General features: G+C 61.5%; 18 protein-coding genes. 9 read left to right on the top strand and 9 right to left on the bottom strand.

Annotated features, from left to right (window positions below):
• Positions 1-260 precede the first annotated feature (260 nt).
• Together QXF46_06210 and QXF46_06205 are read right to left on the bottom strand one after the other, a co-directional pair.
• On the bottom strand, positions 261-467 hold the full coding sequence (locus QXF46_06210; GenBank protein MEM0226453.1) for a hypothetical protein: 207 nt from the start codon (positions 465-467) through the stop codon (positions 261-263).
• A gap of 84 nt (positions 468-551) precedes the next feature.
• On the bottom strand, positions 552-797 hold the full coding sequence (locus QXF46_06205) for a hypothetical protein (protein MEM0226452.1): 246 nt from the start codon (positions 795-797) through the stop codon (positions 552-554).
• Between the two features lie 252 nt (positions 798-1,049).
• Between QXF46_06205 and QXF46_06200 the strand changes: the two genes are divergently transcribed.
• Genes QXF46_06200 through QXF46_06190 form a run of 3 tightly spaced genes read left to right on the top strand, consistent with a single transcriptional unit; the run spans position 1,050 to position 3,373 of the window.
• Positions 1,050-1,280 carry a hypothetical protein gene (locus QXF46_06200; GenBank protein ID MEM0226451.1) on the top strand — a complete coding sequence of 77 codons (231 nt, stop codon included), beginning with the start codon at positions 1,050-1,052 and terminating at the stop codon, positions 1,278-1,280.
• 37 nt (positions 1,281-1,317) lie between these two features.
• Positions 1,318-2,025 (top strand): DUF72 domain-containing protein, encoded by a 708-nt coding sequence (locus QXF46_06195; protein MEM0226450.1) that lies wholly within the window; start codon positions 1,318-1,320, stop codon positions 2,023-2,025.
• A gap of 22 nt (positions 2,026-2,047) precedes the next feature.
• Positions 2,048-3,373, top strand: coding sequence for an ADP-ribosylglycohydrolase family protein (locus QXF46_06190; protein ID MEM0226449.1), 1,326 nt, complete (start codon positions 2,048-2,050; stop codon positions 3,371-3,373).
• Here QXF46_06190 and QXF46_06185 read toward each other — a convergent pair.
• Complete coding sequence (locus QXF46_06185; GenBank protein MEM0226448.1) at positions 3,370-4,056, bottom strand: 16S rRNA methyltransferase; 687 nt, start codon at positions 4,054-4,056, stop codon at positions 3,370-3,372. The two genes, QXF46_06190 and QXF46_06185, sit on opposite strands and share 4 nt — an antisense overlap.
• Positions 4,057-4,068: 12 nt before the next feature.
• On the bottom strand, positions 4,069-4,752 hold the full coding sequence (locus QXF46_06180) for a hypothetical protein (protein MEM0226447.1): 684 nt from the start codon (positions 4,750-4,752) through the stop codon (positions 4,069-4,071).
• 131 nt (positions 4,753-4,883) lie between these two features.
• On the opposite strand from QXF46_06180, the gene QXF46_06175 reads away from it, so the two are divergent.
• From QXF46_06175 to QXF46_06165, 3 genes are read left to right on the top strand one after another with little or no spacing between them, the layout of a single operon-like run.
• Positions 4,884-5,891, top strand: a complete 1,008-nt coding sequence (locus tag QXF46_06175) for a transglutaminase-like domain-containing protein (protein MEM0226446.1) — start codon at positions 4,884-4,886, stop codon at positions 5,889-5,891.
• Complete coding sequence (locus tag QXF46_06170) at positions 5,888-6,964, top strand: hypothetical protein (GenBank protein ID MEM0226445.1); 1,077 nt, start codon at positions 5,888-5,890, stop codon at positions 6,962-6,964. The genes QXF46_06175 and QXF46_06170 overlap by 4 nt, the downstream gene beginning before the upstream one ends.
• 43 nt (positions 6,965-7,007) lie before the next feature.
• Complete coding sequence (locus tag QXF46_06165; protein MEM0226444.1) at positions 7,008-8,081, top strand: Gfo/Idh/MocA family oxidoreductase; 1,074 nt, start codon at positions 7,008-7,010, stop codon at positions 8,079-8,081.
• Here the strand turns inward: QXF46_06165 and QXF46_06160 are convergent, their stop codons facing one another.
• The gene (locus tag QXF46_06160) at positions 8,082-9,119 is read right to left on the bottom strand and encodes a DUF354 domain-containing protein (GenBank protein ID MEM0226443.1); all 1,038 of its coding nucleotides are present in this window, start codon (positions 9,117-9,119) and stop codon (positions 8,082-8,084) included.
• A complete protein-coding gene (locus tag QXF46_06155) occupies positions 9,116-9,922 on the bottom strand; it encodes a nicotinamide mononucleotide deamidase-related protein (GenBank protein MEM0226442.1) in 807 nt (268 codons plus the stop codon). The genes QXF46_06160 and QXF46_06155 overlap by 4 nt, the downstream gene beginning before the upstream one ends.
• 92 nt (positions 9,923-10,014) lie before the next feature.
• Here QXF46_06155 and QXF46_06150 point away from each other — a divergent pair, with 92 nt between their 5' ends.
• A complete protein-coding gene (locus QXF46_06150; GenBank protein ID MEM0226441.1) occupies positions 10,015-11,043 on the top strand; it encodes a UDP-2,3-diacylglucosamine diphosphatase in 1,029 nt (342 codons plus the stop codon).
• On the opposite strand, the gene QXF46_06145 is transcribed toward QXF46_06150, so the two are convergent.
• Positions 11,040-11,825, bottom strand: a complete 786-nt coding sequence (locus QXF46_06145) for an AEC family transporter (protein MEM0226440.1) — start codon at positions 11,823-11,825, stop codon at positions 11,040-11,042. The genes QXF46_06150 and QXF46_06145 overlap by 4 nt on opposite strands.
• A gap of 103 nt (positions 11,826-11,928) precedes the next feature.
• Positions 11,929-12,474 carry an archaemetzincin family Zn-dependent metalloprotease gene (locus QXF46_06140; GenBank protein MEM0226439.1) on the bottom strand — a complete coding sequence of 182 codons (546 nt, stop codon included), beginning with the start codon at positions 12,472-12,474 and terminating at the stop codon, positions 11,929-11,931.
• Between the two features lie 89 nt (positions 12,475-12,563).
• Between QXF46_06140 and QXF46_06135 the strand changes: the two genes are divergently transcribed.
• Together QXF46_06135 and QXF46_06130 are read left to right on the top strand one after the other, a co-directional pair.
• Positions 12,564-13,232: a DUF120 domain-containing protein gene (locus QXF46_06135; protein ID MEM0226438.1), complete on the top strand. Its 669-nt coding sequence runs from the start codon at positions 12,564-12,566 to the stop codon at positions 13,230-13,232.
• Positions 13,233-13,237: 5 nt separating this feature from the next.
• Positions 13,238-13,414, top strand: coding sequence for a hypothetical protein (locus tag QXF46_06130; GenBank protein MEM0226437.1), 177 nt, complete (start codon positions 13,238-13,240; stop codon positions 13,412-13,414).
• Here the strand turns inward: QXF46_06130 and QXF46_06125 are convergent.
• The coding region (locus tag QXF46_06125) for a YkgJ family cysteine cluster protein (GenBank protein MEM0226436.1) at positions 13,392-13,812 on the bottom strand (421 nt) is incomplete at its 5' end. The genes QXF46_06130 and QXF46_06125 overlap by 23 nt on opposite strands.

Genomic DNA, 13,812 nt, shown 5'->3' with positions numbered 1-13,812 from the left:
TTCGCCTCGCATGAAGACTCCATCTTCAAGCACCTGCGTCAGCTCAGCAAGGGGGAGAGTGATTATAGCGCGCATCATCAGCGTAAATCTTCGATTGCCCCCTGAAGCGGGCTGGGGGTTGATTGTGCTTCGCAGCAACCTCTCCCGTTAGAGATTCTTTAACGGGTTTTCAACGATTAGACCGTACTTGCGCGCTACCTTGAGGATGTGGCTGTCGTTGGAAACGATGATTGGAAGCTTGCTTTCGAGCGCTGTAGCGATTAGAAGCCGTCCCCCAGCGGGATGTTCTCGTTCAGCGCTACATCCAGGCCTCTAATCGAGGTGGGCACCAGGGTTAGGCTTTCAACGAGCAGCGAGAGCTTTCGTAAAAGCAGCTTTCGGGGTCTCACGCGGTAGTACCAGTAGAGGACGTTGTACGCCTCAAGCACCGTCACCGGTGTCACAGCCATCTCGACCTCGCCCAGCACACCCTTTTGACGTACTGCCAGGCTGCATCGTGGAAGGGGCTTTCATCGTAGAGCGCGTAGCTGAGGATGTCAGGTCCAACAGCCTCAAACCTTAACCCCTCCGTACCTGTGCTTCGCCTTGGAGGCGTCACCCCCGCGCCTCCGAGGATCCCCCCTCAGCTTAATGCTCTCGATTTCCCTCACAAAATCCTCGCGGCTGGCAACGCGGAGGACCAGGGTGTAAGGGTTCACAAACTCAACTGCGAAAACTCTCCCTCTAAGGAGCTTCCGCACTTCAGCTGGGAGAGTCACTCTCCCGCGCTCATCCATCTCGACAAGGTGAATACCCATACCCACATCCCATACCCACATTAGGTTATAAGATTGACTGCTTCACGATCGAAGAATCAGCGCTAAGCCACTGAACGGCTCCAACCTTCAACAGCCGATTCATCGGATCCTTTAGGTTGCTTCCCACCCGCTTCAAGTGCGGTGCAGGCAAGCTGAATGCTTCCCCCAAGCGGTTGCGCTCCAAGCAGAGTTGCCCAGTCGTGCTGAGCTATGGATGAAATGTTTAAAAGGCTGAAACGGATGTTCAAGCGGATGAGCAGGCTAGTTAGGCTGTTGCTTATGCAGCTCGGCCTCTACCACTTGACTACGCACGAGGATAGGCTCGAGATCGATAGGGAGATCGAGCTGAGAACCGGCGTTAGCTGCGACACCGCGATCGAAAGGGGGCTCATCTCGAGGGAGGAGTTCGCAGCGATCGTACTTGAAGTCCTGAACCGGAGAAGAAGGAAAGCTTCGCGCCCCGCGTTAACGGTTTACGCCTAGTATATTTAAGGGAGGAGAACACTAGGAGTAGCGGTTGATGATCGAGGTTTACGTCGGCACTTCAGGCTGGGTTTACGATTGGAACGAGGGTGGGGATCTAAGCTGGTACGTTGAGAACTCGGGGTTGAACGCAGTGGAGCTGAATGCCTCCTTCTACCGCTTCCCATTCCCAGCTCAAGTGAAGTCCTGGGCCTCGAGGGGGGCTGCGTTGAGGTGGGCCGTGAAGGTCCACCGGTCGGTAACCCACGTGCGGCGGCTCAGCGCTACGGCTCTCGACGTGTGGGCTAGGTTCAGGGAGAGGTTCGCGCCCCTCGACCCGTTGATCGACTTCTACCTGCTCCAGCTGCCGCCCAGCTTCACGGCGACGCGGGAGGCGGAGGAGAGGCTGCGTAGCTTCGCTGAAGCGGCGAAGCTTGAGTGGAGGCTGGCCGTCGAGTTTCGCCACGACAGCTGGTTTGAGGGGAAGGGCTTGACGCTGTGCGAGGAGCTCGGCGCTACTTTCGTCTCGATCGACTCGCCGATGGGGACGTTCATCGGCTCGAGCAACGGTATTGTGTACCTGCGCTTGCACGGGAGGGGCGCTTGGTACGCGTACGACTACAGCGATGAGGAGCTGAGGGGGCTGGCCGCATCGGTTCTCGACCTTTCGCCGAAGAGGGTCTACGTCTTCTTCAACAACGACCACTGGATGCTGGGGAACGCGAGAACCATGCTGGCGATCCTGCGGGAGCTAGCCCGAAAATAGCAAGGTTATAATCCGCAGCCTTGTGGCGGCTCCCGTGTTCAACTTGGAGGAGCTCAAAGGCCTCATTGAGTGGGAGGCGGTTGAGAGGTTCGAGGAGGGCTTCGATGTGAACGTTGACGGCTTCAGGCGTAGGCTCGTCGATGCCCGCTCGAGGGAGCAGCTGCTCAAGCTTTACGACGAGCTGCAGCGCGCCGAGCCGAGGAAGGGTTACCCGTACAGGGAGCCGACGGACTGGCGCGAGATCCTCTCGGAGAGGCCGGCTTCTCCCCCGCGCTTCAGCGTGGAGCTGGACGGGAGGGAGCTCTACGACAGGGCTCTGGGCGCGTGGCTGGGCCGGTGCGCCGGCTGCATGCTGGGAAAGCCCGTGGAGGGCTGGAGCCGGGAGCGCATCGAGAGGGCCTTGAGGAGGGTTGACGAGTACCCGCTGAGGAAGCCGTACTTCCCGCTGGCGGCCTTCCTCGACTTGGGTGAGGAGCAGCTCCGATGGATCAAGCCTTTGACCAGGGAGCACATCGGAAGGGCTGAGAGGGACGACGACCTCGACTACACGGTGCTGAACCTACTGGTGTACGAGCGGAGGGGACCGCGCTTCACTACCAACGACGTGGCTGAGGCGTGGCTCAGCCTACTCCCCTACCACCTGACCTACACGGCGGAGAGAGCCGCCTACAGGAACCTCGTGCTCGGCTTGAGACCACCTGAGACAGCAACCTACCTCAACCCCTTCAGGGAATGGATTGGCGCTCAGATTCGAGCCGACCTTTGGGGCTACGTCTCCCCCGGGGATCCGGGTAGAGCGGCGGAGCTCGCCTACAGGGACGCTAGGCTCTCGCACGTGAAGAACGGGGTTTACGGGGAGATGATGGTCGCCGCGATGCTTTCTCTGGCCTACGTTATCGACTCGCCGAGGGAGATCGTACGGGAGGCTCTAAAGGTGATCCCGGAGCGCAGCCGGCTGGCAGAGGCGGTGCGCTACGTGCTCAACCTTCACTCGAAGGGGGTAGAGTGGGAGGAAGCTATTGGCGAGGTGCTCAGCAGGTACGGCAGGTACCACCCAGTCCACACGATCAACAACGCGGCTGTAGTGGTTGCCGCGCTGCTATGGGGGGAGGGCGACTTCGCGCGCACCGTCATCTACGCCGTTACGGCGGGGCTCGACACGGACTGCAACGGCGCTACAGCGGGTAGCATCGTAGGCCTGATGCAGGGTGCTAGCCGGCTCCCCAGGGAGTGGATCGATCCTCTCCGAGGTAAGCTGGCTACAGCGCTCAGCGGGTACGGGGAGTTGAGCATTGAGGAGTTGGCGGAAAGGACCGCGAAATGCGCCATCGCGCACCTTGAGCGCTAGAAGAGGTTGAGCGCATCCTCGATCGCCGAGAGGATCTTCGCCGTCGCTACCCAAGCGTCAAGCGCGTACTGTGAGATGGAGACAACTTCGTGGGCCAGCTTGAGGATGCGCTCGCTGAAGTCGCCCGCCTGGAAGCAGCCGACGACCACCATCGGCTTGGGCTCTGAGACAACCCTTCTCGCCAGCTCGGCAGCGCCCACCCTCCCGCCCTTCTCGCTGAGGAGGAAGATTCTGCTGGGAGCAACCCGCTCGAGAAGCTCCTCGAGGCTGTAGGGCTCAACCCAGAGGAGCGGGCTGGCCGAGTTCGGCGGTACTCGCCCCTCCTTCAGCAGCTGCTCGACGAGCCCGACGAAGCGGTTGTAGTTGCGCGGTAGCCTCACATGGGGGGAGACCCCGATCATCCTTCCATCGTACGTGTGGACGTACAGCTCGAGCATCCCAGCCCTGTTGAGGAGGGAGCCGAGGGCTAGCAGCATGCAGAAGTGCGCGATATCCGGGCGCCCCCTCTTCATCCTATCCTTCAAGCTCTTCATAGCCGCGTAGTGCAGTGAAACGTCCAGCAGGATCTCCCCCGGCTCCTTCCCCCTCTTCCTAGCGCTAGCCGCGACGGTGGGGTGCCCCCAGATCTCCGCCGGCACAAGCTCGAGCCCCGCTTCAGCTAGCAGGAGGTGCAGCTTCTCCACACCAACCCCCGCTCACCCTGTTGTCTCCCCCTCTTCTAATTCCTCCCTCCTCAGCACGCCTAGGGCTCGCGCTAATGGTAGCAGCTCCTCCGACAGCTCGCGGTGTGTCTCGCTCAGCCACTTCACATAGGCCTCATCTGGGTTGCTGGTCGCGACCAGGTACTTGAACACGTAGTCCGCCAGAGCTCTTACGCTCTCCTCGCTCAAGTTCTCGGCGCTCAGCGTATCACTGGGCGGCATTGGGTACATCCACGCTGAAACCTTAACACCCTCAGCCGGCTTCAACGAAAGGGTGGCGTAACCCTCCTTCACCGGAGTCTTAACCCTGCCTACAAGCCTCCTCCACGCCTCAAGGTCGACCTTGCCCGTCACGCGAACGCGTAGAAGGAGCCTCGTAACCTCCCAGGAGGCCTCTGCGTCTTCGCGTAAAGGAGGCCCGTAGCACTCGACCTTCAATTTGTAGCCGGCGGCCGTCAGCGACCTGAGCCTTCTCAGCAGCGGCTCCTCAGTCCAGGACCAAACGTCGACGTAGGAGAGCCCCATCGATCTCACGCGCGAGACGAGCTCCTCCCAGTCGAGGATTCCTTCGACGTAGCGCCGCACGGGGGTTTGAAGCTCCTGCGGGTAGGGGAGTAGGACTCCGCTCAGATAGTCGGCTGCCTGCGCCACCTCTTCCGCTGCCCAGAGCCTGGCCATGCGGATTCTGGGTGCAACGATGACCCACATCGTTGTTCCTTCCAGAGATGGGTCTTCTCGAGGTGAGAGAAAAGCGTTGCGCGAAGGGGAAAGAATTAAAGCCGAGGCGGGCACTAACTAGCGGTGCCTGCGTGCGGACATCTCGAGTTGTAAGGCTGATTCTAGTCTTAGCCCCGCTAGTTCTGTCTGCAACATCATGCCTCTTAAGTTCCCAAGCCTCGAGGGGTGCGTCGATTATTCCGACCGCCGTCGTAACGTACACGATCGATGCAAGCTTCCTCCTCGCCAACCGCTACAACTTCACGGTTAGGGACCCCGTGTACATCCCGCTGCCGCAGAACACGAGCTTCCAGCAGAGCTTCGTGGTCTCGATAGACCCTCCCCCGCTGCGCTACGTTAGGGACGAGGACGGCAACGTCTACGCCACAGTCGAAGTTGAGGTCCCCGCCCAATCCAAGATATGGATTTCAGCGCGGTACAAAGTCATCGTTACGGCGTACAGGCTGGAGGGTGAAGTCTACACCTGGCCTCCGCTGGAGGTCGTTCGAAGGTACACGTCATCATCGGGCTACTGGGACATCTACAACGAAACGCTGATCGAGTTGGCCTACAGGGTAGGCTTCGCTCACTGGCCCACGGAGGTTGCGAGGAGGTTGGCGGAATGGGTGGTTCGTAGGGTCAACTACAGGGTTCAACTATCGAGGTTGGGGAGCAACCACGCCGTCGTGGGGGGATTCTTCGACTACGCGATCGTGGGCGACTGCGTCGAGGTAGCCGACGTTTACGTGACGCTGGCGAGAATCCTGGGTTTACCGGCTAGGACGGCCTTCGGCCTTCTCCTCACGGATATATCGGGGAGGATGTGGCTGAACCTCTCGACGATAGCCCAGGAGGGCGAAGCGCTGCTAGAGCACTGGGGTGGGCACATGTGGCCTCAGATCTACCTGCCGGGCCTGGGTTGGGTGGACGTGGACATGCTCGATGGGATGAAGCCGAACGTGGGGGTATACAGCGAGAGGCACATCGTCTTCGGTTTCGAGGAGACCAAGTACTACGGGTCGGCTCTCGGCAGCGCCCCTATCCCCAGCTACTTAAGGCTGGAGTACGTCGAGTACGTGTACAGGGGTGAGAGATCGTGAAGCGGCTTCTCCTACTCCTGGTGCTCACGCTCCTGCCGCTGGCTGCCGCCCAGGAGGGGTACTGGATCGCGCTGAACTACGGTGTCGTCTTCTACGGCAACGGTACAGCGCTTGTTGAGGCTAAGTTCCACCCCTTCTCCGTCGACGGGAGGAGCCTCTTCGGAAGCACGGACGTGGAGAGGGAGATGAACGCATCGATACCGGGTATGCTGAATTACACGCTCCTCATGTTCGCCGACAACCCTCGACTCCTCAGGATCGGTCTACCAGCCTACAGGAAGGTGCTGAACGAGACTGTCCTCTGCGATGTTGCGAACACGGGGGTGATGACGGAGTTTAAGGGGGCTTACGTGCTCTCAGTGCTCATCTACTTGAACACGAGCAACTACATCCGGGTTCTCAACGGAACACTCTTCGAAGTAAAGGTTAGGGACAGCTTCACGAGCATGGACGTCCGGAGCTGGATCGACGTCATAGAGTTCAGCTTCAAGGGCGCGGAACTCGTCGACTACAGGTGGGAGCCTCCATACGCGCGTGGGCCGAGCGTCAAGCGCGAGGGTTACCTGCTCTGGATCAACCTCAACGAGCGGGAGGCGCCCGACTTCTACGTCTTCACGCTGAGAGCACCGGAGTTCGTGTACGTCGGTGAGCCAGCCGAAGTTAGAGCGGCCATATCGTCAGCCTCCTGCGGGTTAGGCGGGCTCTCCGTCGTAGTCTCCAACACGGGCGTAGAGAGCGGCTACGCCTACGTGAGGGTTCTCGCGGGTGGCGTGGAGCAGGCGAGGAAGATCTACATCAGCTCCGGCGCCAGCAGGGAGGTGCGCTTCCCGGAGGTAGACTGCGCTGACGCGGTGGTTGAGCTGTACTCTGGCAGCCTACTGCTCGATAGGCGCGAAGTGATTGGCGAGGCTCCATCAACTCAGGTTGAAACTCGAGCGCTACTGCCGATAGCAGCCCTCGTAGCCATAGCTGCAACCGTAGCGGCTATCGCCGCAGCAATCATCGTGGTGATACTCCAGCGACGCCACCCCCCTCCCCCTCGAGTACCCGAGCCCGGCGCAGCAGCACAGTAATTTTTAATGGAAAGGTTTTTCTAGAGAAATTCAAGCCGGCTGCGTGGCGAAAATCCGCGTCGGAATAATTGGTGCGGGGGGTATAGCAAACAATCACGCGCACTACTACAGGGAGATCCCCGACGTTGAGCTCGCCGCAGTAGCCGATGTGAACGTTGAGAGAGCCCGGGAGTTCGCCCTGAGGTGGGGAGTACCACCTGAAGGCGTTTTCCAGGATTACCGGGAGATGCTGGATAGCGTCAAGCTGGACGCAGTGAGCGTCTGCACCCCGCACGCAGTCCACGCGAAGCCATCGATAGAGGCTCTGCGGAGGGGTGTGCACGTCCTCGTCGAGAAGCCGATGGCTTCGAGCGGCGCGGAGGCCCTCGAGATGTACAGGGCTGCGAAGGCCTCCGGGAAGATCCTCATGGTGGGCTTCCAGACGCGCTGGTCCCCCGAGCTGAGGACAGCCCGAAGCATCGTGATGTCGGGGGCCCTCGGTAGGGTTTACTACGGTGAAGCCACGCTCGGCGGCAGGAGGCGCGGCATCCCGGGTTCACCAACGTTCCTGAAGCGGGAGCTCGCGGGCGGGGGAGTGCTCCTCGACATCGGGTGCTACGCGCTTGACAACATGATGTACGTCTTAGGCCACCCCATCCCGCGCACGGTTTCCGCCGTGACCGTGGCCGCGATTGGGCCGCAGAAGGAGGCTGTGGTTGAGGGGGGCTGGGGCTGGGATCCATCCATGTTCGAGGTGGAGGACTTCGTAGCCGCCTTCATACGGTTCGAGGGCGGTCTCACAATCGTCTTGAAGGAGAGCTGGGCGATGCACGCGAACACGCTGGGCTCGCCCTTCATCCTCGGCACGAAGGGAGGGCTCAGGCTCTCGCCGCTCGAGCTGTACAGGGACGAGTTTGGGCGCATGACGACAACGACCTTCGTGCTACCTCAAGTCGACATCTACAGGGAGAGGATCAGGAACTTCATCGAAGCTGTGAGGAGGGGTGGACCCTCACCGATAGACCCCCGAGAGATCGTCATGGAGATGTTCATCATCGACGCCATCTACGAGTCCGCAGCTAAAGGCAGGGAAGTGGAGGTTAAGCTACCCAGCGAGATACTCCCGCAGGGGAGGTAGTCAGCGGGTCGCAATCCACTGGAGCGCCTCCACCACGCGGCCCTCCGGCGTTTCAAGCCTTGCGAGGAGCTCTCCCGCTTTTCTCACGCTTTCTTCAACCATCGACGCCTCCAGGGATGCGATAGCCTCTGCAAGCTCCTCCGGCTGCCCCACCCACCTCTTGAGGGGGAATCCGAGCGCCTCCACGTACCTGCTAACCTTCAGCTCCAGGGGGAAGGTGTAGAACGAGGGGACGCCCAGCAGCGCGGCCTCCCTAGCCATCGTTCCACCCCCGGTGACGACGGCTAACGCGTGGTAGGCCAATTCCAACCCGTCCACGCACCCCACGGGCGTGATGTACCCCCGCTCGGCGGCGGCAGCCCTCTGCTCCTCGTACCTTGGTAGGACTACGACCTGCAAACCGCGCCTCCTCAACGCCTCGCACAGCTCCAGCCAGGCCCACCCGCCCCACGAGTAGTAGGCAGCCTTGTACTCCTCCGGCCTGACGACCACGTACTTCCTCCTCTCGAGGCCGAGTTCAGCGACCGTCGAACCTCTGGGTTTGAAGCGCTTGACCCAGAGGGCTTCGTCAACCCCCCTGTAGTGGAAAACCCTCGCGTCGGGGGCTAGGTACTTTTCGAACTCCCCCTTCAGCGCCTCTGAAGCTACGAGAGCCGAGGCTAGGGGTAGCGAAAGCCTGTTGGCTGCCTCAGCGTGGGGCGTGTCGTTCAGAGCGATGTAGGGGATTCCCAAGCCGAAGGCCACGCGCGAAGCCGACGGGTTGGGGTAAGCCACAAGAGCACTAGGCTCCAACCTCGAGATTGCGTGCGCCAGCGCGGCAACCCTCTCAGCATCCGCGATCAGCTTGCCCAGCTTGGTCCCACCCCCGTACGCTCCCACGATCGTGGGGCGGAGCCCGTACATCTCTATCGTGGCTCGCGTACACTCGTGCTCCCTGCAGGTCACTAGAACCTCGAACCCCTTCTCTCCGAGCGAGAGAGCCAGGCACGCGGTCAACCGCCCCTGCTTCGGGGTGAGCGCGTCGAGCCAGACCCTCAAGACCGCTCCACCCTTTCGACCCTAGCGCCCAGAGCGTGGAGCTCCTTCTCGAGGAGGGAGGCTGCTGCTTCAACCAGCTCAACCGCCCGAGCAGGATCGCGGTCGTACGCTGTAACGTGAAGCTCCAGCACGGGCTCACCCATCTCAGCGCCTCGAGGGTGGCTCTTCACGTAGATCCCAGGGCCAAGTTCGAGCGCCCTCCTGATCGCGGGAGCCGCCAGCGACTCGGGGACGCCGCGGACTCTCAGGTGGAGCTCGCTGCGGAAGGGTAACTCCCTGAAGCTCTTGAGCCTCGGCTCCACGTAGGAAGTGAACATGGCCTCCATCTCGGCGGGGACGCCGGGGAGCAGGAAGATCAGAGCGCCCCTCCATTCGACCTCGACGCCGGGCGCGGTGCCAATCGGGTTCGGTATCGGCCGCGCGCCCCTCGGTATCCTCGCCATCTTGATTCTGCTCTCCGTCAGCTCGCCCTTGTACTTCTCCCTCACCATCCTCAAGGCTTCCTCATCCAGCTCCAGCTCAACCCCCATCGCCCTCGCCAGCCCCTCAGCCGTCATGTCGTCGAAAGTGGGCCCTAGCCCGCCCGTGGATACGACGACCCTCGCCCCCCGCTCAACGGCCGTAGCGAAGGCCCAGGCTATAGCCTCGAGCTCGTCGGGGACGATCAACCCGCCCTCCACCCTGAACCCGAGCTCCGTCAGCCTCCGGCCCAGCCAAGCCATGTTCGTGTTCACAACCTTCCCGATGAGCAGCTCGTTTCCCACCGAGACTAGGTACGCTCTGGGACCCGGTGCCAGCCCCATCGACCCTGCAGCACCTATGGGGCGGTTAAGGCTTCCGCTCGAGTTACCGTTTTAAGCCGCGTAAGAGGGGTGGCAGCCAAGGTGGAAGCGCGTTGCAGGTCAGCGAAGTGCACCTCCTCGGCCGGAAGCTGCCGCTGGTGAGGCTTGAGGAGGGAGAGGAGGCTGTCGTGGTCTCCGATACGCACTTCGGCCTCAGCCGCCAGGGTCTCTTCGTCACGAGGTTTAGGGAGCTTGAGAGCTTCTTCAAGCACCTAGCTGAGGGTAGGCGCCCCTCGTTAGTCGTTCTGCTGGGCGACATCTTCGAGTTCTGGACCGCCCGCGTCAGGGACATCGTCAGCACAGCGCTCGCCCCGCTGAGGAGGCTGGCTGAGCTGGATACGCTGGTTGCCTACGTCGTCGGAAACCACGATCGAGTCGTCGCCCACCTGGGCAGGGACGGCGTGTTCGTGAGCGAGAACGTCCTAGTGGTGCCCGAGATGATGGTCGTCGAGTGCGCCGGGAGGAAGGGGTTGCTGCTTCACGGGCACCAGCTCGACTGGAAGTTCGCGAAGCTGAAGGGGTTGTGGAGGATCGAATCCTACCTCTACCTGTTGACGGAATCCCTCTCAACCCTGCCAGGGTCTCTCGAGTGGGTGCTCGCCGCTACCTATGCGGCGATAACGCCCGTCATGCTCTACTTGACGGAGGGCGCGCCGTTCGCCTACAGGGTCTTCGCGATGATGTCGGCGATCCTCCTCTCCGCCCCCCTCCTCATGCTCACGCTCAGGATCACCCAGGGGAAGCTGTGGTACGGCCTCATACAGCCGGTGGCGGATGTTCTAATGAAGGGCAGGCTGAGGGGGAGGGCTTTCTCGTCAGCCGCTGTTAACAGACCGCTGGAGAGGCTGCTGAGCGAGATTGAGGCCGCCGGGCTGGGGCGCCTCGACTTCGTGATCTTCGGCCACACGCATGTACCAGAGCTCGCCGTGAACGGTGAAGGGAGGGTTATAGCTAACAGCGGGAGCTGGGTGGCCGAGCCTCGAGTCCCGTGCTGCACGCTGATCAGGCTCCGCCCGGGTAGGATAACGCTTGCCAGGTGGAGCGGAAACGGGGAGGAAGTGCTCGCTGAGCACAGCTTCTAGGCTTCAACGATGAAGCGGAGGGCGACAGGTAGGATGGCGAAGCAGATGGCCGTCAGGAGGAGGACGATGACGGCCCCCCTCTCCGGGTTCGAGCTGTAGACGCTGCAGAGGATCCCAGCGGTAACGGCTGGCGGCATCATCGACTCGAGCAGCGCAACCTTGTAAGGCAGGCTTCCCACCTCGAAGATGAGGGGTGCCAGCGCCCACAGGGTTGCGGGTGCGATGATGAACCTTACGATGGACACCTTGACCGCGTCCCCCACGTGAGAGGGCCTAAGCTTCACCATCCGCATACCCAAGGTGAGGAGCGCGATGTACGGCGCCGCGTTCCCAACCGCTGAGACAGCCTCCAGCACCGGGCTCGGGATGACCACTCCGGCCAACGAAAGGAGGAGGCCTAGGGCGATGGCGTAGAGGGGCGGGAACCTCGACAGCTCCCTCAACCCCTCCCTCAATCGCCCCTTCAAGAGTAGGGGGGCGGACAGGTAGCCGATCGAGGCGTTGAAGAGTATGTAGAAGCTCACGAGGGGTAGGGCTTCAGCCCCCCAGAGAGCTCGGGCGAGCGGAATGGGGATGTAGCCCGCGTTCACGTACGTTGAGAGGAGCATCAACTCCCGATCCCTCGTCAGTGCGTAGGAGGAGGCGAGCGACACGAGGGAGACGAGGAGGACGGCCACCCCCATGCGAGCTAACCCCTCCCCCGTGTTCCCGGCCCCGTAGACGGACGTGAAGAGGAGGAGGGGTAGGAGGATCGCTAGGACAACCTTCGATAGCTCGCCCACTACCCTCTCATCCGGCTTAGCGAGGGCCGCGTAGATCGCTCCTAGGGCCGCTGGGGCGTACAGTTCGATTACCGCTCTCCAGAGGCTCTGCGTACTCTACCACCTAGACCCTGAGGACCCCCGGGTGCAGAAGGTTCAGGTTGTGCGCGCAGCGTGCGCAGAAGCGGTGGGTTTTTGCGTCAACCTCCACGATCGAGTTGCTGAACCTCATTACGCACCTAGGCGTCCTGCAGTGCTCGAGGCCCAGCGCGTGACCCAGCTCGTGTACCGCCTCTTTGAGCAGCCTACTTAGGAACACTTCGTCGCTCATCGGTTGGTCGTAGAACTCCGGCTTGAGCCTCGCGAGGAACACCACGCCCCCCCATCCCGGCCTCGCTATCCCGAAGATGAAGTTGAGGCCCTCAACGTAGGCGTCCGAGTCGATTAGGACAAGAGAGAGGGGCGGCAGCTCCCTAGCCAGCTCCTCGACAAGCAGGTCGGCTCTCACCTGCTCCCTCTCCTCGTCGTAGAAGCCCAGCACGCGGCCCGGGCTCAACCCCTTTCCCACCACCACTTCCAAAGCGAAGATTCCGCGGAGCTCAGCGGCCAGCCAGTTGACCACCCTACTCTCCACGTTGACGGGCTCCACCCTAATGCTCAGCGGAAGCACGCGATGGGAGCAAGTCTTTCGCCTAAAACGATTTCGTAAGAGCTGGAACTAAACGTTTTATAGCGGACCAACCCTGCACCACCGGAAGTATGAAGCGTTACGAGCTGCTCGCGCTGCTCTTGGAACTCGCTAAGCAGGGTTGCGCTCGAGCCCCCGTTGCCATCGATAAGGTGCTCGTCGCCTCGAATCTCGAGATTTCCGCCTGGACCCTGAACAAGTGGATCAGGGACGCTGCTCAGCTCGGTTACGTTGAGCTGGTCGCCAGCGGTAGGGGTAAACGCTGCCTGCTGACCGAGAAGGCCATCTCCGAGCTAAGCTCCCTGCTCGTAAGCCTTGAGTTCGGCTTGAAAGGGGTGAAGAGGCTCGTGCTTGCGGGCACGGTGTTCAAGGGCCTCGGCGAAGGCGCCTTCTACACGTCGCTTACCGATTACAGGGACCACTTTAGAACCTTCCTGGGTTTCGACCCTTACCCGGGGACCCTCAACGTCAGGCTAGACCCCGAGTCTGTTGCAAAGAGGAAGATCCTCGACAGCTACGAAGGCTACCGCATCCCACCGATCGTGAGGGGGGAGGTGGAGTACTGCGGAGCCCGCCTCTTCAGGGCGGTGATCAACGGCAGGCTGGAGGGCGGCGTAGTGATCCCGGATAAAACAGTCTACGGGCCCGACGTGCTGGAGGTTCTCGCTAAAGTCTGCGTAAAGGAGGTTTTGGGGATCAAGGACGGAGATCGAGTCTCGATCGAGATTCTACTCGGTTAACCCGTATGAGTCTACCGGTAGTACCCGTCGACGTGGAAGAGTGGGCCCGCCTCACAGCTCTGATAGCCCTCGCCTACTTCACAGCCGTCGTAGGTTTGATCCTGCGGGCCTTCATCTCATCGCTCAGGCACCGTCGAAGGACTAGGAGCCGCTTAGCGCTCACGCGAGCCCCAACTCCCTGAGAATGCTGCGCGCGAGCTTTTCAGCCCTCCTCAGTTCGCCGGGAGTGGTCATACAAGCGAGGGGGCAGAAGCGGTCAACCTCCACGCTCCCGCTCTCCGGGTCGATGACTATCGGGTACATTGAGCAGCCGATCGGCCTGTAATTGTAGACGACGCAGCGCCCGCCGCGGTAGAAGAAGCATCGCCCGTCTACGTTCCGCAGCCGGTGGAAGCGCCCATCGTATACCGCAAACTCCTCCCTCCTGTACCCGAGCAGCTCCAGCCTCTCAATGTCGCTAGGCGTGAGCACCATCTCGGTCTCCCTGCAGCACAACCCGCAGCTTAAGCAGTGGGGCCTCGCGACCCAAACCGTCGGTGTGGGTCTAGCGCTCCTCATAGGAGGGCGTTGAGGCACTCCT

This window comes from Thermofilaceae archaeon (genome assembly GCA_038731975.1).
Taxonomy (GTDB): domain Archaea; phylum Thermoproteota; class Thermoprotei; order Thermofilales; family Thermofilaceae; genus JANXEW01.
This window is presented reverse-complemented; position numbering and strand designations above follow the sequence as displayed.